The organism is Stenotrophomonas sp. PI_27, assembly GCF_027854495.1.
Classification (GTDB): Bacteria; Pseudomonadota; Gammaproteobacteria; order Xanthomonadales; family Xanthomonadaceae; genus Stenotrophomonas; species Stenotrophomonas pavanii.
Map to the genome: position 1 here is coordinate 167592 of NZ_JAJNOF010000009.1, position 18135 is coordinate 185726.

Below are 18135 nucleotides of genomic sequence, written 5' to 3' on the forward strand. Positions count from 1 at the left end.
GCCGCGCATGGTTCGTTTCTTCATCGACCGGCCGATCTTCGCCTGGGTGATCGCCATCGCGGTCAGCCTGCTCGGCCTGCTCGCGATCCTGATCCTGCCGGTGGACCGCTACCCGCAGATCGCCCCGCCCACCATCACCATCCGCGCCACCTACACCGGCGCCTCGTCGCAGACCGTGGAAAACGCGGTCACCCAGGTCATCGAGCAGTCCCAGCAGAGCCTGGACCACCTGATGTACATGACCTCGACCAGTGCTTCCGATGGCTCGGCGCAGGTCAACCTGGTCTTCGCCACCGGCACCAACCCGGACACCGCGCAGGTGCAGGTGCAGAACCAGCTGCAGGCCGCGATGGCCACGCTGCCGCAGGCGGTGCAGCAGAACGGCCTGACCATCACCAAGTCCAGTGGCTCGATCTTCGAGGTGCTGTCGTTCACCAGCGAAGACGGCAGCATGGACAACTTCGATGTCGCCAACTTCATGGAGGCGCGCATCGATGACCAGATCAGCCGCGTCAGCGGCGTCGGCAACATCCAGCCGATCGGCCAGGAATACGCCATGCGCATCTGGCTGGACCCGGAAAAGATGCGGCAGTACGCACTGATGCCGTCGGACATCGAGACTGCACTGCAGGCGCAGAACACCGACGTATCGGCCGGTGAGCTGGGTGGCCAGCCGGCACTGAAGGGCCAGCAGCTGGACGCCACGGTCACCGCACGCAGCCGCCTGCACACCCCCGAGCAGTTCGCGCAGGTAGTGCTCAAGGCCGATGCCAATGGCAGCGTGGTGCACCTGGGCGACGTGGCGACGATCGGGCTGGGCCCTGAGAGCTACGACAGCATCAGCACGTTCAACGGCAAGCCGTCGGCCTCGCTGGGCATCGAGCTCAATGCCGGTGCCAACGCCATCGCCGTCTCCAAGGCCGTCGAGGCACGGCTGCAGCAGCTGCAGAAGTACTGGCCGCACGGCTACACCTACCACGTGGCGTTCACCACCACGCCGTTCGTGACCATCTCGCTGAAGGAAGTGGTGATCACCCTGATCGAGGCGATCGCGTTGGTCGTGCTGGTGATGTACCTGTTCCTGCAGAACTGGCGGGCCACGCTGATCCCGACCATCGCAGTGCCGGTGGTGCTGCTGGGCACCTTCGGCGTGCTGGCCGCCTTCGGCTATTCGATCAATACCCTGACCATGTTCGCGCTGGTGCTGGCCATCGGCCTGCTGGTGGACGACGCCATCGTGGTGGTGGAGAACGTGGAGCGGGTGATGACCTTCGAAGGGCTGGCACCGAAGCCGGCCACGCTGAAGGCGATGGGCCAGATCACCGGCGCGCTGGTCGGCATCGTGCTGGTGCTGACCGCGGTGTTCCTGCCGATGGCGTTCTTCAGCGGTGTCACCGGCGTGATCTATCGCCAGTTCTCGGTGACGATCGCCGCCGCGATGATCCTGTCGGTGCTGGTGGCGATGACCATCACCCCGGCGCTGTGCGGCAGCATCCTGCACCCGATTCCCAAGGGCGGCCATCCGCATGGCGACCCCGCTGGCGAGCCCAGCCTGCTGGGCAAGTTCTTCATCTGGTTCAACCATCGCTTCGAGCGCACCTCCAACGGCCTGCGCCATCGCGTCGACCGCTTCCTCGGCCGGCGCACGCTGGGCGTCCTGTTCTACCTGGTGCTGAGCGTGGCCACCGGCCTGCTGCTGTGGCACCTGCCGGGCGCCTTCCTGCCCGATGAAGACCAGGGCATGCTCAACGCGCTGGTGAAGCTGCCGGCCGGGTCCACGCTGGAGCAGACCCGTGCCGTGATGGACCGCCTCAGTGCGGCGGCAGTGAAGGACGACAGCGTGCTGTCGATCCAGGCCACCGCCGGTTTCAGTGTGACCGGCAGTGGCCAGAACGTGGGCCAGGCGTTCATCCGCCTGAAGGACTGGGACGACCGCAAGGATGACGCCGATACCATCGCCGCACGACTCACCCGGGCCATGGCCAGTGTGCCCGATGCGCAGGTGTTCATCACCTCGCCACCGGCGATCCTCGGCCTGGGCGATGCTGGCGGTTTCACCCTGGAACTGCAGGACGAAGGCGGTGCCGGCCATGCCGCCGCCGTGGCCGCGCGCAACACACTGCTGAAGAAGGCCGCCAGCGACCCGAAGCTGGTCAACGTGCGCTACGCCAGCCTGGAAGACGCGCCGGTGTATGCGGTGAAGGTGGACGACGCCAAGGCGCAGGCGATGGGCGTGAATCCGCAGGACATCAACGACACCTTGAACGCAGCGCTGGGTGGCGACTTCGTCAACAACTTCATCTACAAGGGCCGCATCAAGAAGGTGTTCATCCAGGGCACGGCCGAAGCCCGCATGCAGCCGCAGGACATCGAGCGCTGGAGCGTGCGCAACCAGGCTGGGCAGATGGTGCCGCTGTCGTCGCTGGTCAGCGCGCACTGGACCAGTGCCCCGGCCGCATTGCAACGCTACAACGGCGTCTCGGCGATGGAGATCACCGGCCAGCCGGCACCGGGCGTCAGTTCCGGCGAGGCGATGGCCGAGATCGCGCGCCTGGCCGACACGCTGCCGGAAGGCTTCAGCCATGCCTGGTCGGACATGGCCTACCAGGAACAGCTGTCGGGCAACCAGGCGCCGATGCTGTACGCCATCTCGCTGCTGTTCGTGTTCCTGTGCCTGGCCGCGCTGTATGAAAGCTGGGCGGTGCCGTTCGCGGTGATGCTGGCGGTGCCGGTGGGCGTGTTCGGCGCCGTGCTGATGATGAACCTGCGTGGCCTCAACAACGACGTGTACTTCCAGGTCGGCCTGCTGACCACGATTGGCCTGGCAGCGAAGAACGGCATCCTGATCGTCGAGTTCGCGCGCATCCTCGAACAGCAGGGCAGAAACACGCGCGACGCAATCCTGCAGGCGGTCTACCTGCGGCTGCGGCCGATCGTGATGACCTCGCTGGCGTTCCTGATGGGCGTGTTGCCGCTGGTGTTCGCCACCGGCGCCGGTTCGGCCGCGCGCCGTTCGCTGGGCACGGGCGTGGCCGGCGGTACGGTCGCCTCGATGGTGCTGGGCATGTTCTTCGTGCCGTTGTTCTACCTGCTGGTGCGCCGCCTGTTCCCGGGCCGCGCGCCGGCCGACGCCACTGCCCCGGAGGCAAGCCCATGAAGCCGATGCTGCTGCGCGCCCTGGCGGCCGCAACGATGACCACCGTGCTGGGCGGCTGCGTGAGCATGGCCCCGCACTACCAGCGTCCCGAGGCACCGGTGCCGGCGCAGTTCGGCAATGCCGCTACCGGCGCGGCCGAACCGGTACTGGCGATGCCGGCCTGGCGCGACGTGTTCCTGGAACCGCGCCTGCAGCAGGTCATCGCACTGGCGCTGCAGAACAACCGCGACCTGCGCGTAGCGGTGCTGCAGGTGGAGAAGGAACGCGCGCAGTACCGCATCCAGCGCGCGGCGCTGCTGCCGTCGGTGGACGCCAGCGGCAGCGTCACCCGTGCGCGGGTGAGTGATGCCAACAGCGAAACCGGCGCTACCCAGGTGACCGAATCCGATGCCGTGCAGGTGGGGATCAGCAGTTGGGAGCTGGACCTGTTCGGGCGCATCCGCAGCCTGAAGGACGAGGCCCTGCAGAACTGGCTGGCGAGCGCCGAGAACCAGCGTGCCGCGCGCACCAGCCTGGTGGCTGAAGTGGCCACGGCCTGGCTGGCGCTGGCGGCAGACGAACAGTCGCTGGCGTTCACCCGGCAGACCCTGGACAGCCAGCAGCAGACCCTGCAGCGCACCGAAGCCCGCCATGCCCAGGGCCTGGCCTCCGGCCTGGACCTGTCGCAGGTGCAGACCAGCGTGGACGCCGCGCGCGGCGCGCTGGCCAGGCTGCAGGCCCAGCAGGCGCAGGATCGTGATGCGCTGCAGTTGCTGGTGGGCGCGCCGCTGGAGGCGGCACTGCTGCCCGGCGCGCAGGCACTGGACGGCAGCGTGGCGCTGGCACCGCTGCCTGCCAACCTGCCCTCAAGCGTGCTGCTGCAGCGCCCGGACGTGCTGTCGGCCGAGCACGCGTTGCAGGCGGCCAACGCCGATATCGGCGCCGCGCGCGCCGCGTTCTTCCCGACGCTGACGCTGACCGCCAATTACGGCCACAGTTCCACCGCGTTGTCGACGCTGTTCTCGGCCGGTACCCGCGGCTGGTCGTTCGCGCCCAGCATCACCGCACCGATCTTCCACGCCGGCGCGCTGAAGGCATCGTTGGATGCCTCGAAGATCGGCAGGGACATCGGCATCGCGCAGTACCAGAAGGCGATCCAGCAGGCCTTCACTGAAGTGGCCGATGCCCTGGCCACGCGCGATCACCTGGGCACGCAGATGGAGGCACAACGGGCACTGGTCGCCGCCAGCCAGCGCAGCTACACGCTGGCCGAGGCGCGCTACCGCACCGGGCTGGACGGCTATCTGCAGGCATTGGATGCGCAGCGCAGCCTGTTTGCCGCGCAGCAGGACCTGATCGCGCTGCAGCAGCAGGAAGCGGCAAACCGGGTGACGCTGTTCAAGGTGCTGGGCGGCGGTGCGGACGCACGGTAACGCGCCCGCCAATGTGGGTGTGTCTTCCGCTCCGGTGGGTACCGACCTGGGTCGGCATAAAGGCCTTCATCCACGCATGGCGTGGATCTACCGGGGCGGGAGGCCTTGGTAGGTGCCGACCTTGGTCGGCACCCACCAGAAGCAGGTGCGACCGCTTACGCCACGCGGCCGCGGCGGGCACGCTCCAGATGCACCAGCAACAGCGAGATCGCCGCCGGGGTCATGCCCGGGATGCGCTGCGCCTGGCCGATGGTCTGCGGGCGCACGCGCTCCAGTTTCTGCAGCGCTTCGGCCGACAGCCCTCGCACCGTGGCGTAGTCGAAGCCTTCGGCGATCGGCGTGGCTTCATGCCGCTGCTGGCGCTCGATCTCCTCGCGCTGGCGGTCCAGGTAGCCGGCGTACTTCACGCCGATCTCCACCTGCTCGGCCACCTTGGCGTCGGCCACCGCCGGGCCCAGTGACGGCACCTGCATCAGCTGCGTGTAATCCAGTTCGGGGCGCTTGATCAGGTCCAGCACGTTGGTTTCGCGGCTGACCGCCACGCCCAGCGTGTCCTGTACCTCGCGGCCCAGTGCATTGGCCGGGGTCGCCCACAGCGCGCCCAGGCGCGCGCGCTCGGCGGCGACGGCGGCCTGCTTGGTCTCGAACGCGCTCCAGCGGTGATCATCCACCAGGCCCATTTCGCGGCCGGCCGGGGTCAGGCGCTGGTCGGCATTATCCTCGCGCAGCTGCAGGCGGTACTCGGCGCGGCTGGTGAACATGCGGTACGGCTCGTTGGTGCCGTGGGTGATCAGGTCATCCACCAGCACGCCCAGGTACGCCTCGTCGCGGCGCGGGCACCAGCCGTCCAGCCCGCGCACCTGGCGCGCAGCGTTGAGACCGGCCAGCAGGCCCTGCGCAGCGGCCTCTTCGTAGCCGGTGGTGCCGTTGATCTGGCCGGCGAAGAACAGGCCGTTGACCAGCTTGGTTTCCAGCGAGGCCTTCAGCCCGCGCGGATCGAAGAAGTCGTACTCGATCGCGTAGCCCGGGCGGGTGATATGCGCGTTCTCGAAGCCGCGGATGCTGCGCACCATCTCCAGCTGCACGTCGAACGGCAGCGAGGTGGAGATGCCGTTGGGGTAGATCTCGACGATGCCCAGGCCTTCGGGTTCGACGAAGATCTGGTGGCTGGCCTTCTCGGCGAAGCGCACCACCTTGTCCTCGATGGACGGGCAGTAGCGCGGACCGATGCCTTCGATCTGGCCGCTGTACAGCGGCGAGCGGTGCAGCGCGTCGCGGATGATCTGGTGGGTCTGTTCGGTGGTGTGGGTGATCCAGCAGCTGACCTGCTGCGGATGCTTGTCCACCGAGCCGAGGAAGGACATCACGGGACGCGGCGAATCGCCGGGCTGCTCGTCCATCACGCTGTAGTCCAGCGAACGGCCGTCGATGCGCGGCGGCGTGCCGGTCTTCAGGCGGTCGACCTGGAACGGACGCTCGCGCAGGCGCGCCGCCAGCGTAGTGGCCGGCGGGTCGCCCATGCGGCCTGCGGCGTACTGGGTCGGGCCGACGTGGATCTTGCCGGCCAGGAAGGTGCCAGCGGTCAGCACCACGGCCTCGGCATCGAAGCGCAGGCCGGTCTGGGTGATGACCCCGCGCACGGCGTCGCCTTCGATGACCAGGTCATCGACGGCAGCCTGGAACACGGTCAGGTTGGCCTGGCCTTCAACGATGGCGCGGATCGCCATGCGGTACAGGTTGCGGTCGGCCTGGCAGCGGGTGGCGCGCACGGCCGGGCCCTTGGAGGCGTTGAGGGTGCGCCACTGGATGCCGGCACGGTCGGCGGCATGCGCCATCGCACCACCCAGGGCGTCGATTTCCTTGACCAGGTGGCCCTTGCCGATACCGCCGATGGCCGGGTTGCAGCTCATCGCGCCCACCGTTTCGATGTTGTGGGTCAGCAGCAGGGTGCGCACGCCGGTACGGGCCGCGGCCAGTGCGGCTTCGGTGCCGGCGTGGCCACCGCCGATGACGATGACGTCGTAACGATGGAAGGACGGGTTCATGGGGGCTGTTCAGCTGGGGCGGGCGCGGCCGGGGCCGGCGCAGGGGTGGCGATTTTAGCGCCATTCGGGGCCCGGACGTGGGCGTCGGCCGGCCGGCGCCGAAATCAGCGCTAAAGTTGGCAGGATTTTTGCAGATAACCCAATAGCACCCACCGTGGCTGGCGCCGCAGGCGCCCGTGACCGGAATTGGAACAGGGGCCGGTACAGGCGCACGGTGGGGAAGCAGGGGGCCGGCAGTCGGGGGACTGTCCGGCCCTGTTTTTTCTGGAGGCTATCGGGGGAGCTCCATCCACGCATGGCGTGGATCTACTGATGACGGGCCTTGGGTGGATCCACGCCATGCGTGGATGCCGTGGCGGCGGCACCAGAACAACGTGCCCCAGAAACAAACGGCCCCGCAGAGCGGGGCCGTCTGTCTTCAGAGGTGCCGACATCCGACAGGGCCGGAACAGGGGGGATCCAGATGTTCCTGTCGGATATCGACGTAGAGCTTTTCGCGGCGGCCCGTGTCGTTTTTGTCACTTTGTGACGCGGGCCGTCACCGGTTCCGTAGAGTGCAACCTGGACCGGGTGAAATGCAAGACGGTTCAGCGCTCAACTGTGCGCTGCGTCCCACGATCCATGTTGCGCCACGGGGAACCGTTCATCCTCGGCGCGCTCGGCGCCGGGGCCGGACGGGCCGGCGGTGGCGGCGCCGACGGCTGGATGTTCGACTGCGGCGGGCGACGCATCGAGTCCATGTTCCGCCACGGCGAACCACCGTTGTTCGAGGGCCGCGGCGGCGGCGGCGGACGGTTCTCGCCACCGTTGCCGGGTGGGCGCGGTGGCGGACGGTGGTTGTGCGGCGGGCGGTAGATCGGGCGCGAGTAGTACGGGTTGCCATAGCCGCCGTAGTAGCCGCCATAACCGCCGTAGTAGGGGTAGCCGTAGTTGTAGGGATAACCGGCCGGGTAGCGGTACTCCACCGACGGCGCACCGTGGTAGTAGCCGCCGCTGCGGCCACCGCCGACATAGTCGTAGGTGGTGCAGCCGGTCAGGGCCAGCAGCAGGCCGCCGGCAAGCATCAGGCGCGTTTTCATGGTGGGTCCCCCCAGAGGACGGGTTGTGCTGCCAGCTTCGTGCGCAGGCATTGAATCTGCCCTTAACTTCACTGGCCAGGATGAATGGAGGCGAAGGCCCTCATGCTGGCATGACCTGTGCCGGGGTCGCCAGCGCGGGGGCATACGTTAATCTTGCGTCATGAGCGATTCTCTGTTGCCCCGTGCCGACGATGTCCTGGCTGCCGCTGCGCGGATCGCGCCGCACGCCAGCGTGACCCCGGTGCTGCGCTCGCGCACGCTCGATGCGCTGGCCGGCGCGCAGCTGGCCTTCAAGGCCGAGCACCTGCAGCGCGGCGGCGCATTCAAGTTCCGCGGCGCCTGCAACGCGGTGTGGTCGCTGGATGCCGATCGCGCCAGTGCCGGCGTCGTTACCCATTCGTCCGGCAACCACGGCGCCGCGCTGGCGCTGGCGGCGCGCACCCGCGGCATTCCGTGCCACGTGGTGGTGCCCGAAGGCGCGGTCGCGGCCAAGCTGGCCAACATTGCCCGCCATGGCGCCACGCTCTGGCGCTGCCCGCCGACCATCGCCGACCGTGAGGCCACCTGCGCCAGAGTGCAGGCCGATACCGGCGCGTCACTGGTCCACCCGTACACCGACCCGGCGGTGATGGCCGGGCAGGGCACCGCGGCCCTGGAGCTGCTGCACAGCGACGGTCTGTTCGACGTGCTGGTAGTCCCGGTCGGAGGGGGCGGCCTGGCCAGCGGTACCGCGCTGGCCCTGCAGCTGGCCAGTCCCCAGACCCGGCTGGTGCTGGCCGAACCGGCCGGTGCCGACGACACCGCGCGCTCGCTGGCTGCAGGCGAGCGCCAGGGCGCGTTCACCCCGGACACGATCTGCGACGGCCTGCGTACCCTGGTCGGCGCGCCCAACTTCGAACTGCTGCGCAACGCCAACGCCGAGGTGATCGTGGTCGATGACGCGGCGACGATGGCCGCGATGCGCCTGCTGTGGGACGTGCTCAAGCAGGTGGTCGAGCCGTCCTCGGCCACCGTGCTGGCCGCCGTGCTGGCACAACCACAGCGGTTCGCGGGCCTGCGCGTGGGCCTGGTGCTGTCCGGCGGCAACGTCGACCTGCCCGCACTGCGCTGGGGGGCGGCATGAGCCGCGACCGGCACCGCCCCCGCACCGGCCTGCTGGGTTGGCTGTGGCGGCTGTTCGTGGTGCTGGTGATCTGGCTGCTGGGCGTGACCGCCTGGATCGTCTGGGTCGGCGAGCGCGACCAGGCGGCCAAGGCCGACGCCATCATCGTGCTGGGTGCGGCGGCCTATGACGCCAAGCCGTCACCGGTATTCGAGGAGCGCATCCGCCACGGCCTGGACCTGTACGAAGCCCGCTACGCGCCGCTGCTGATCTTCACCGGCGGCTATGGTGGCACCGGCGCGCGCTTTTCCGAGTCGCAGGTGGCGCGGCGCTACGCGCTCAAGCATGGCGTGCCGGATGACGCGATCCTGATCGAGACTGCCTCGCGCAATACCGTGCAGAACCTGGTGGAAGCCAAACGACTGATGGACCAGCGCGACCTGCACCGGGTGATCATCGTCAGCGATCCGCTGCACATGGCGCGCGCGTTGCGGTTGAGCAGGGCGCTGGGCATTGATGCGCTGGCCTCGTCCACGCCCAGCACGCGCTTCCGCAGCTTCCACACCAGCTGGCGCTTCCTGGTGCAGGAAATCTATTTCTTCCACCGCGACCTGGTGCGCCCGCCGCTGAGCTCGCCGGCCAATACCTGAGCGCGGAAGCCTGTTCTGGGCGGTTGTCATGCGGTAGTGCCGGCCGCTGGCCGGCAGAGGCCCACCAGGGAATCATGAGGTTGCCGGCCAGCGGCCGGCACTACCGGGCGATCAGCCGCCGACACGGCGCGGGTCTGGTGGGTGCCAACCCTGCGTACGGCGTGGCATGTGGTAGTGCCGGCCGCTGGCCGGCAGAGGTCCACCGGGGAATCATGAGGTTGCCGACCAGCGGCCGGCACTACCGGGCGATCAGCCGCCGACACGGCGTGGATCTGGTGGGTGCCAACCCTGCGTACGGCGTGGCGTGCGGTCGTGCCGGCCGCTGGGGGGCAGAGGTCCACCAGGGAATCGTGAGGTTGCCGGCCAGCGGCCGGCACGACCGGGCGATCAGCCGCCGACACGGCGCGGGTTTGGTGCGTGCCAACCCTGCGTACGGCGTGGCACGGGGTAGTGCCGGCCGCTGGCCGGCAGAGGCCAACCAGGGAATCATGAGGTGCCGGCCAGCGGCCGGCACGACCGGGCGATCAGGTCTGCTTGCGCCGGATCGGAATCGCCGACACCGGCACCGAGGCGACGTCATGCCCGCCTTCGCGGATCGGCGCGCCCGGGTCAGGTGCCCAGGCGTGGGCGTAGATCACTTCCCAGCTGCTGGGCAGCTTGCCGTCGGCGCGCCGCATCGGTTCGTACGCTGCTGCCGCAGCGGCGAAACGGCCACGTCCGGTCAGCGTGTGGCGGCGGTCCACCCGCGCATTGGTCGCGCCCATCGCGCGCAGCTCGCGCATCAATGAGGGCAGGTCGTCGTAGGTCAGGGTGAACAGGTCGCGATCCAGCACCGGGTCGCGGAAGCCGGCCATCATCAGCGCATCGCCGAACTGGGCGATCTGCGCGAAGCGGCTCACGTGCGGACGGTCATCGGCGGTCGCGAAGGCCTCGTTGAGTTCCACCAGCGTGTCCGGGCCGAAGGTGGAGCACAACAGCAGGCCCCCGGGCTTGAGCACGCGACGGAATCCGGCGAACACCGCTGGCAGGTCGTCCACCCACTGCAGGCACAGGTTGCTGAAGATCACGTCCACGCTGTTGTCGGCCAGCGGCAGCGCGGCGGCGTCGCCGCACAGGCGCTGGAACGGCTTCCACCAGCCAGCCTGGCGCTTGGCCTGGTCCAGCATCGGTAGCGCCACGTCCAGCGCGATGACCTGCGCCTTCGGCCAGCGCTTCTTCATCAGCGCGCTGGCGTGGCCGGTGCCCGCACCAATGTCCAGCACGACCTCGGGCTTGCGCGCCTCCAGGTAGTCCAGCGATTCCACCAGCCGAGCCTGCACCTCGCGCTGCAGAGCGGCGGCGGCGTCGTAGCTGTTGGCAGCGCGGGCGAACGCGCGGCGGACATGGCGGGCATCGAAATGGGACGGCATTGCGAGAGTCTCTTAGAACGTACCGGGGTAGGCGCCGCCGTCGATCAGCAGGTTCTGCCCGGTGAGGTAACCGGCCTGCGCACTGCACAGGAAGGCGCAGGCGGCGCCGAATTCGTCCGCCGTGCCGAAGCGGCCGGCGGGGATCTGCTGGCGGCGGCGTTCGGCCACTTCCGCAGCATTGCCGTCCTTGCCCGCACTGTGGGCGAAGTTGGCGCGCAGGCGGTCGGTGTCGAACTGGCCGGGCAGCAGGTTGTTGATCGTGACGTTGTGCGCGACGGTACGGCGCGACAGACCGGCGACGAAGCCGGTCAGGCCGCTGCGCGCGCCGTTGGACAACGCCAGGATGTCGATCGGCGCTTTCACTGCCGACGAGGTGATGTTGACGATACGGCCGAAGCCGCGCGCGATCATCGCGTCGACGGTGGCGCGGATCAGCGCGATCGGTGCCAGCATGTTGGCGTCCAGTGCGGCGATCCAGTCATCGCGCTCGAAGCTGCGGAAGTCGCCGGGCGGTGGGCCGCCGGCGTTGGTGACCAGGATGTCCACCTGAGGGCATGCGGCCAGCGCCGCGGCACGGCCGGCCTCGGTGGTGACGTCGGCGGCGACCGCGCGGATCTCCGCCGCGCCGGGCAGGGCGCGCAGCCCTTCGGCTGCGGCCTGCAGCGCTGCCTCACCACGAGCCACGATCACCACGTTGACGCCCTCGCGCACCAGCGCCCGCGCGCAGCCCAGGCCCAACCCCTTGCTTGCGCCGCAGACCAGTGCCCAGCGGCCGTTGATACCCAGATTCATGCGTCAATCCTGCGGAATTCGGAGGGGACTCATTGTCCGCCATCGACCGGTGACAGGCCGGCAACGAAGTGTTGCAGGGCGCTGGCTACCTCGTCGGCATGGCCGAGGAACGGCGCATGGCCGCCATGGGCGATGGTCAGCGCCTGCGCACCCGGGGCCAGTGCCGCGGCGGCCTGCATCGCCGCCGGCGACACCAGCCGGTCACGCTGGCCGGCGATCCACAGGCTGGGTTTGCCCAGCGTCGGAAGTGCCCCGCGCAGGTCGCTGCTCTCCAGCAGGCGCAGGCCTTCCAGCAGGGCGCGTTCGCTGGGCGCGCCACGCTCGACCAGGCGCTGGCGCAGCGTGCGCAGCTCCTCGCGGGCGTGCGCCGAGCCCATCACGTCCAGCGCCAGGAAGCGTTCCAGGGTGCCACCGAAGTCGGTGGCCAGCTCGCGCCCGAACTGCTCGAACACCGCCGGCTCCACCGCATGCGGCCAGTCATCGCCACGCACGAAGCGTGGCGTGGCCGCGATCATCGCCAGCCCACGCACCTTCGGCAGTGTCGCGGCGGCGTGCAGCGCGAACAGGCCGCCCAGCGACCAGCCGCACCACACCGCCGGCGGCGTGGCTGCGGCAATGGCGTTGACCACGAACGGCAGGCGCAACGGCGTGGTGTCTTCGCGGCTGTGGCCATGGCCCGGCAGATCAACGCAATGCAGGGTGAACCGGTCGGCCAGGCGTTGCACCAGCGGCGCGAACACACCGCCCTGCAGGGCCCAGCCATGGATCAGTACCAGGTCCGGCCCCTGGCCGGTGACATCGATATGCATGGGAAAACGACAGCAGGCTCAGGCAAAGACAGGCAATGGCGGCGGCGCGGCGTCGCGCATCGCCAGGTCCACGCGGTCGCGCGCGCTGGCGATGGCCTCCACCAGGCCACGCACCTGCTCGGGGGTGTGCAGCGCGGACAGGGTGACGCGCAGGCGTGCCTTGCCTTCGGGCACGGTGGGCGGGCGGATCGCGCCGACCAGCCAACCGGCCTGTTCCAGTGCCCTGGACATCGCCATGGCGCGATGATCGTCACCACACAGCAGCGGCTGGATCGGCGTTTCCGAGGCCATCAGGTCCAGTCCGTGGCGGCGCGCTTCGCCGCGGAACAGCGCGATCAGGTCGGTCAGTTTGGAACGGCGCCAGTTGTCACGGCGCGCCAGGCGCACCGCTTCCAGTGCAGCCGCGGCCAGCGGCGGTGGCATCGCAGTGGTGTAGATGTACGGGCGTGCGGTTTCGGCCAGGTGTTCGACCAGGTCGTCGCGGCCCAGCACCAGCGCGCCGGAACCGCCCAGTGCCTTGCCCAGCGTGACCAGCTGCAGCGGCACATCGTCCACGCCCAGTCCGGCGGCGGCCACGGCACCGCGGCCGTCACCGACCACGCCCACGCCGTGCGCATCGTCCACATAGAACAGCGCCTGCTGCAGGCGCGCCACCAGCGACAATGCGCGCAGCGGTGCGATGTCGCCGTCCATGCTGAAGACACCGTCGGTGGCCAGCATCGCCGCACCGTCAGGCGCATGCTTGAGCTGGCGCATCGCGCCTTCGGCATCAAGGTGCGGATAGCGGCGCAGGCGTGCCCCGGCCAGCCGCGTCGCATCGAGCAGGCTGGCGTGGTTGAGCTTGTCCTGCACGCAGACGTCGTTCTCTTCGCTCAGCAGCGCCTGCTGCACGGCCAGGTTGGCGGCGAAGCCACTGCCGAACAGCAGTGCACGCGGATAGCCCAGCCACTCGGCCATTTCGCGTTCCAGCGCGTCATGCAGGGCGTGGTGGCCGCAGACCAGGTGCGAGGCGCCGGCACCGGCGCCTTCGCGCGCCGCTGCATCCTGCAACGCATTGACCACGCTGAACTGCTGGGCCAGGCCCAGGTAATCATTGCTGCAGAAGCCGGTCAGCCACTGGCCGTCCACCTCCAGGCGGACGCCATCACGGCGGCTGACCGTGCGCCGCGTGCGGCGACGGCCTTGGGCATCGCGCAGGGCGCGCTGGGCGTGGAGGCGGGCGGTCAGGTCGGGGCGGGCCATGGCGGCTGAATGCAGCGACGGGGCGGCTAGGGTAGCGCGTTGCCGCGACGCCTGCTTGCGGCCCGTCTCAGGCCGCGTGAGCGCAGCCACAGGCGGGCGCTTCGGCGCTGATATCGGCGTGCACGGTGCCACCGTGGTCGTGGCCCTCGGCATCCACCTGCACCGCCATCGGTTGCAGCCCCAGCCGCGCAAACAGGGCCAGGTCGCGTTCGCTCTCCGGGTTGCCGGTGGTCAGCAGCTTGTCGCCGTAGAAGATCGAGTTGGCACCGGCCACGAAGCACAGCGCCTGCAGTTCGTCGCTCATCGCCTCGCGACCGGCCGACAGCCGCACCATCGAGCGCGGCATGGCGATGCGCGCCACCGCGATCATGCGCACGAACTCGAACGGGTCCAGTTCGGCACTGCCATGCAGCGGCGTGCCCGCCACCTGCACCAGCTTGTTGATCGGCACCGAATCGGGATGCGCCGGCAGCGTGGCCAGTGCCAGCAGCAGGCCGACGCGCTGCGCGCGCGTCTCGCCCATGCCGACGATGCCGCCGCAGCAGGTCTTCAGGCCGGCATCGCGCACGTGCGCCAGCGTGTCCAGGCGGTCCTGGTACTGGCGCGTGTGGATGATCGAATCGTAGTAATCCGGCGCGGTGTCGAGGTTGTGGTTGTAGTAGTCCAGGCCGGCGTCCTTCAACGCGCGCGCCTGTTCGCCACTGAGCATGCCCAGCGTGGCGCAGGTCTCCAGGCCCAGTGCCTTCACCCCGGCGATCATCGCCGCCACCTTCGGGATGTCGCGGTCCTTCGGCGATCGCCACGCGGCACCCATGCAGAAGCGCGATGCGCCAGCGGCCTTGGCCTGGCGTGCCTTGGCCAGCACCGCGTCGGTGTCCATCAGCTTCTGCGCGTTCACCCCGGTGCTGTAGCGCTGTGCCTGCGGGCAGTACGCGCAGTCTTCCGGGCAGCCTCCGGTCTTCACCGACAGCAGGGTGGACACCTGCACCTGCGACGGGTCGAAGTGCTCGCGATGGACCGCGGCGGCGCGGAACAGCAGCTCGGGGAACGGCAGATCGAACAGCGCCTGCAGTTCGTCGTGTTGCCAGTCGTGGCGGATGGCAGCAGCCATGGCGGGACCTTGGGTACGAGTGGAGCGAGGGCGGCAGTGTGGGTGGGGCGCCCTCGGCCTGTCAACCAAATTTCCTATCTCGTAGTTTACGGTGTAAAGAGGGTGCTAAAACGACACTCTGCGGTGTACGTTTGCTGCTGCATACGGATTCGCGAGTTTCGCTTGGACAGCTATCAGACCTACCCGCCCCGTCGTGATGCCGTCCTGTGCAGTCTTGCCGAACTGCCCGACGGCGGCCTGCGCGTGGTGCTGGATGATCTGCGCCAGTCCGACACGCCAGGGCATTGGAAGAACCACGTCTTCGTGACCTTCAAGGATTACCCGGCAGGGCAGCTTGATCCGGCGACATTGCCGAAAGAGGAGCTCGAGGCTTTCGGCCACTATGTTCTGGTTCGCCTGTTGGCCATCAATGGCTGCCTGCGTGATACGGACGAGCGCTCCGACAACGATGCCCATCTCACTGACCAGGCGCGGCAGAACATCGCCGCGCTGACCAACGAGGACATCGCCTCGATCGATGAGCAGCTGTTCTCCCTCTGCGACGGGCAGTTCCGAAAGATCGCCTACATTGTGGGCATGGTCATGTCGCTGCAACCGAAGTGCCGATCAGGAATTCCCGATGTGTTCTATGCACAGCGTGTACGCATGCTGGTGGAACGGGGCGTGTTGCAGGCGCAGGGCGACCTCACGCGGATGGGCTGCTGCGAAGTGCGCATCCGGCAGTAGGCTTGCGCCAACCAAGACCTCGTTGGAACTGTGCTTACATCTACCTGCTGGAAGGACACATGCTGAAGTCCATCCAGAAGATGGAGGCAGCTAAGGCAATGAAAGAAGGATGCGCATGGAACCGGACACGATGCAGGGCGGAAAGCTGCTGATACTCGATCTGGATGAGACGCTGGTGCATGCCAGCGAGCGTGAACTGGAGCGACCCGCGGATTTCCGCCTCGTCGGCTACCACGTCTACCTGCGGCCCCATCTGCAGGCATTCCTCGACTATGCGTTTGCCCATTTCACGGTGGGTGTGTGGACGTCGTCCGGGCAACTGTACGCCGAACCGCTGGTGGACCGGCTGATGCCGGGGCGTCCGCTGGCGTTCCTGTGGTCCGCGCCGCGGTGCAGCATGGCCCGTGATTGGGAAACCGGCGGTTACACCTCGCAGAAGCGGCTGGGCAAGCTGAAGCGCCACGGCTTCCGTTTGGAGCAGATGATCGGTATCGATGACACGCCCGGCAAGTACGCCAGAAACTACGGAAATCTGGTCGAGGTGCGTGAGTTCACCGGTGATCCGGCTGATGACGAGCTGGCCCATCTGCAGCGATATCTGGAGTGGCTGCGGCAGCAGCCCAACGTGCGTGCGGTGGAGAAGCGCCGGTGGCGTGAGCGTCTGCACGCGTAGGTATCTGCACACGGCAGGTGCTATCGGCGAGCACCCGCACTTGCGCGTTTCACCGCATCCTGCAAGGCCTGCAGCCACAATAGCCGCTGCCCAACGCAAGCGCTGGCGCGCAGACTGTGCCCCATGACCGATCTCCATCGCCTCCGCGGCCGCATCACCGCGCTGGTTCTCAGCGAAGCCTGGCGCCGTCGTGCCGCGCTCTGGGGCGGCGCTGTGGCCGTAGCGCTGGTGGCCATCCTGTTCGCCAAGGCCAGCGACGCGGCCTTCCATCTGTTCCAGCGCATCACCGCGCACTCGCCATGGTGGGCCCTGCTGTTAACGCCGGGCATCTTCGCGCTGCTGGCCTGGCTCACTTCCGGCGTGCTGAAACCCACGCGGGGCAGCGGCATTCCGCAGGTCATCGCTGCGTTGGACAAGCCCGATGAGCCCTTCCGGAAGACCAATCTTTCGCCTGCGGTCTCAGCCGGCAAGCTGCTGCTGACCTCGTTGTCGCTGCTCGGTGGCGCGTCCGTTGGCCGCGAGGGCCCGACCGTGCATGTGGGTGCCAGCCTGATGTACCTGTTCGGCCGCTGGTTCGGCTTCAAGGATCCACGCGAGCTCTCGCACTTCCTGCTGGCCGGGGGTGCAGCGGGCATTGCCGCGGCGTTCAACACGCCGCTGGCCGGCATCGTCTTCGCCATCGAGGAGCTCAGCGGCCGTTTCGAGCATCGGTTCTCCGGCACCCTGCTGACCGCGGTGATCGTCGGCGGCGTGGTGTCGCTGGGCCTGCTCGGCAACTACACCTACTTTGGCCATGTGAGCGCGCGGTTGCCGCTGGGACAGGGCTGGCTGGCGATCCTGCTGTGCGGCGTGGTGGCCGGGTTGCTGGGCGGCCTTTTCGCGCGCGCGGTGCTGGCCAGTGCGGCGGGCCGCCCGCGTTGGCTGGGCCAGCTGCGGCAGCGGCATCCGGTGCTGCTGGCGGCAGGCTGCGGCCTGGTGGTGGTGGCGCTGGCGTTGACCTTCGGCGACGGCGCGTTCGGTACCGGCTACGAGCAGGCGCGCAGCCTGGTGCAGGGGCAGGCGATGGTCGGCCACGAGTTCGGGTTGATGAAGCTGCTGGCCAACCTCGCATCGTACGTGGCCGGTATTCCCGGCGGCCTGTTCTCGCCGGCGTTGGCGGTCGGTGCGGGACTGGGCCACAACCTCGCGGTGCTGATGCCGGGCGTGGATCCGCGTGCGTTCGTGCTGCTGGGCATGTGTGCCTACCTGACCGGCGTCACCCAGGCACCGCTGACCTCGGCAGTGATCTCGCTGGAGCTGACCGATAGTGGTGATCTGCTGCTGCCGATCCTGGCCACGGTGCTGATCGCGCGTGGCGTGTCCGGGCTGGTATGCCGGGTGCCGATCTACCGTGGGCTGGCGGAGGTGTTGCTGGCGTCGGCCGTTGCATCAACCGGGCCTGTGCAGCGCGAACGCCCTTCCTGATCGGCAGCACCCTCCGCTGTTGCGGGCAGCCCCGACACTGCCATCGGTCCTTCGCCGATGGCCGCACGGGGGGGCGCGATGAAGCATGGGGGATGCGTATTGATCTCCTGCATTCGGCAACCCGTGTCTCCCGCGCACTGTTGGGCATCCTGCTGCCACTCCGCTGCCTGGTCTGCGGCGATCCGGGCCATGATGATCTCGATCTGTGCCGCGCCTGCCTTGCCGAACTGCCCTGGGGCGGTCGTGCCTGCCTGCGTTGTGCGCTGCCGTTGCCGGACGCGGCCCTGATCGTCTGCGGCAGCTGCCGCGAGGAAGCACCGCCGCAGACGGCCACGCATGCCAGCCTGCTGTACCTGCCGCCGGTGGACCAGCTGCTGCTGCGCTACAAGTTCCATCAGGACCTGGCGGCTGGTCGCCTGCTGGCGCAGTTGATGCAGCGCGCACCACCGCCCTGGTCATGCCCA

The 18135-nt window shown here is 68.6% G+C and carries 15 protein-coding genes; 8 read left to right on the top strand and 7 right to left on the bottom strand.

Features of this window, described 5'->3' with window-relative positions; genetic code table 11:
* Nucleotides 1–7 precede the first annotated feature (7 nt).
* A complete protein-coding gene (gene smeB / locus LRM18_RS13490; protein ID WP_270954817.1) occupies nt 8–3157 on the top strand; it encodes a multidrug efflux RND transporter permease subunit SmeB in 3150 nt (1049 codons plus the stop codon).
* Nucleotides 3154–4569 carry a multidrug efflux transporter outer membrane subunit SmeC gene (gene smeC / locus LRM18_RS13495; RefSeq protein WP_049465290.1) on the top strand — a complete coding sequence of 472 codons (1416 nt, stop codon included), beginning with the start codon at nt 3154–3156 and terminating at the stop codon, nt 4567–4569. Before smeB ends, smeC begins: the two co-directional genes overlap by 4 nt.
* 155 nt (nt 4570–4724) lie before the next feature.
* Here smeC and mnmG read toward each other — a convergent pair whose 3' ends face one another.
* Both mnmG and LRM18_RS13505 read right to left on the bottom strand, forming a co-directional pair.
* Nucleotides 4725–6614, bottom strand: coding sequence for a tRNA uridine-5-carboxymethylaminomethyl(34) synthesis enzyme MnmG (mnmG, locus tag LRM18_RS13500; RefSeq protein ID WP_270954818.1), 1890 nt, complete (start codon nt 6612–6614; stop codon nt 4725–4727).
* Nucleotides 6615–7201: 587 nt separating this feature from the next.
* The gene (locus LRM18_RS13505) at nt 7202–7693 is read right to left on the bottom strand and encodes a hypothetical protein (RefSeq protein ID WP_074725718.1); all 492 of its coding nucleotides are present in this window, start codon (nt 7691–7693) and stop codon (nt 7202–7204) included.
* A 160-nt stretch (nt 7694–7853) separates the two neighbouring features.
* Here LRM18_RS13505 and LRM18_RS13510 point away from each other — a divergent pair, with 160 nt between their 5' ends.
* On the top strand, nt 7854–8816 hold the full coding sequence (locus LRM18_RS13510) for a pyridoxal-phosphate dependent enzyme (protein WP_270954819.1): 963 nt from the start codon (nt 7854–7856) through the stop codon (nt 8814–8816).
* Entirely contained in the window at nt 8801–9445 is a 645-nt protein-coding gene (locus LRM18_RS13515) for a YdcF family protein (protein ID WP_057493981.1), read from the top strand. Before LRM18_RS13510 ends, LRM18_RS13515 begins: the two co-directional genes overlap by 16 nt.
* Before the next feature lie 524 nt (nt 9446–9969).
* Here LRM18_RS13515 and bioC read toward each other — a convergent pair.
* From bioC to bioB, 5 genes are all read right to left on the bottom strand, one after another.
* Nucleotides 9970–10854, bottom strand: a complete 885-nt coding sequence (gene bioC / locus LRM18_RS13520) for a malonyl-ACP O-methyltransferase BioC (RefSeq protein ID WP_270954820.1) — start codon at nt 10852–10854, stop codon at nt 9970–9972.
* A 12-nt stretch (nt 10855–10866) separates the two neighbouring features.
* The gene (locus LRM18_RS13525) at nt 10867–11646 is read right to left on the bottom strand and encodes an SDR family oxidoreductase (RefSeq protein WP_064239458.1); all 780 of its coding nucleotides are present in this window, start codon (nt 11644–11646) and stop codon (nt 10867–10869) included.
* Between the two features lie 29 nt (nt 11647–11675).
* On the bottom strand, nt 11676–12455 hold the full coding sequence (gene bioH / locus LRM18_RS13530) for a pimeloyl-ACP methyl ester esterase BioH (RefSeq protein WP_053461639.1): 780 nt from the start codon (nt 12453–12455) through the stop codon (nt 11676–11678).
* 18 nt (nt 12456–12473) lie between these two features.
* Complete coding sequence (gene bioF, locus LRM18_RS13535; RefSeq protein ID WP_049461379.1) at nt 12474–13697, bottom strand: 8-amino-7-oxononanoate synthase; 1224 nt, start codon at nt 13695–13697, stop codon at nt 12474–12476.
* A 67-nt stretch (nt 13698–13764) separates the two neighbouring features.
* On the bottom strand, nt 13765–14808 hold the full coding sequence (bioB, locus tag LRM18_RS13540; protein WP_270954821.1) for a biotin synthase BioB: 1044 nt from the start codon (nt 14806–14808) through the stop codon (nt 13765–13767).
* 162 nt (nt 14809–14970) lie between these two features.
* On the opposite strand from bioB, the gene LRM18_RS13545 reads away from it, so the two are divergent.
* The 4 genes from LRM18_RS13545 to LRM18_RS13560 all read left to right on the top strand — a co-directional run.
* Nucleotides 14971–15534, top strand: coding sequence for a DUF3658 domain-containing protein (locus tag LRM18_RS13545; RefSeq protein ID WP_064239456.1), 564 nt, complete (start codon nt 14971–14973; stop codon nt 15532–15534).
* 115 nt (nt 15535–15649) lie between these two features.
* Nucleotides 15650–16207, top strand: coding sequence for an HAD family hydrolase (locus LRM18_RS13550; RefSeq protein ID WP_197591042.1), 558 nt, complete (start codon nt 15650–15652; stop codon nt 16205–16207).
* 123 nt (nt 16208–16330) lie between these two features.
* On the top strand, nt 16331–17671 hold the full coding sequence (locus LRM18_RS13555) for a chloride channel protein (protein ID WP_270954822.1): 1341 nt from the start codon (nt 16331–16333) through the stop codon (nt 17669–17671).
* 92 nt (nt 17672–17763) lie between these two features.
* Nucleotides 17764–18135: double zinc ribbon domain-containing protein (locus tag LRM18_RS13560; RefSeq protein WP_270954823.1), on the top strand; the 372-nt coding region annotated here is incomplete at its 3' end.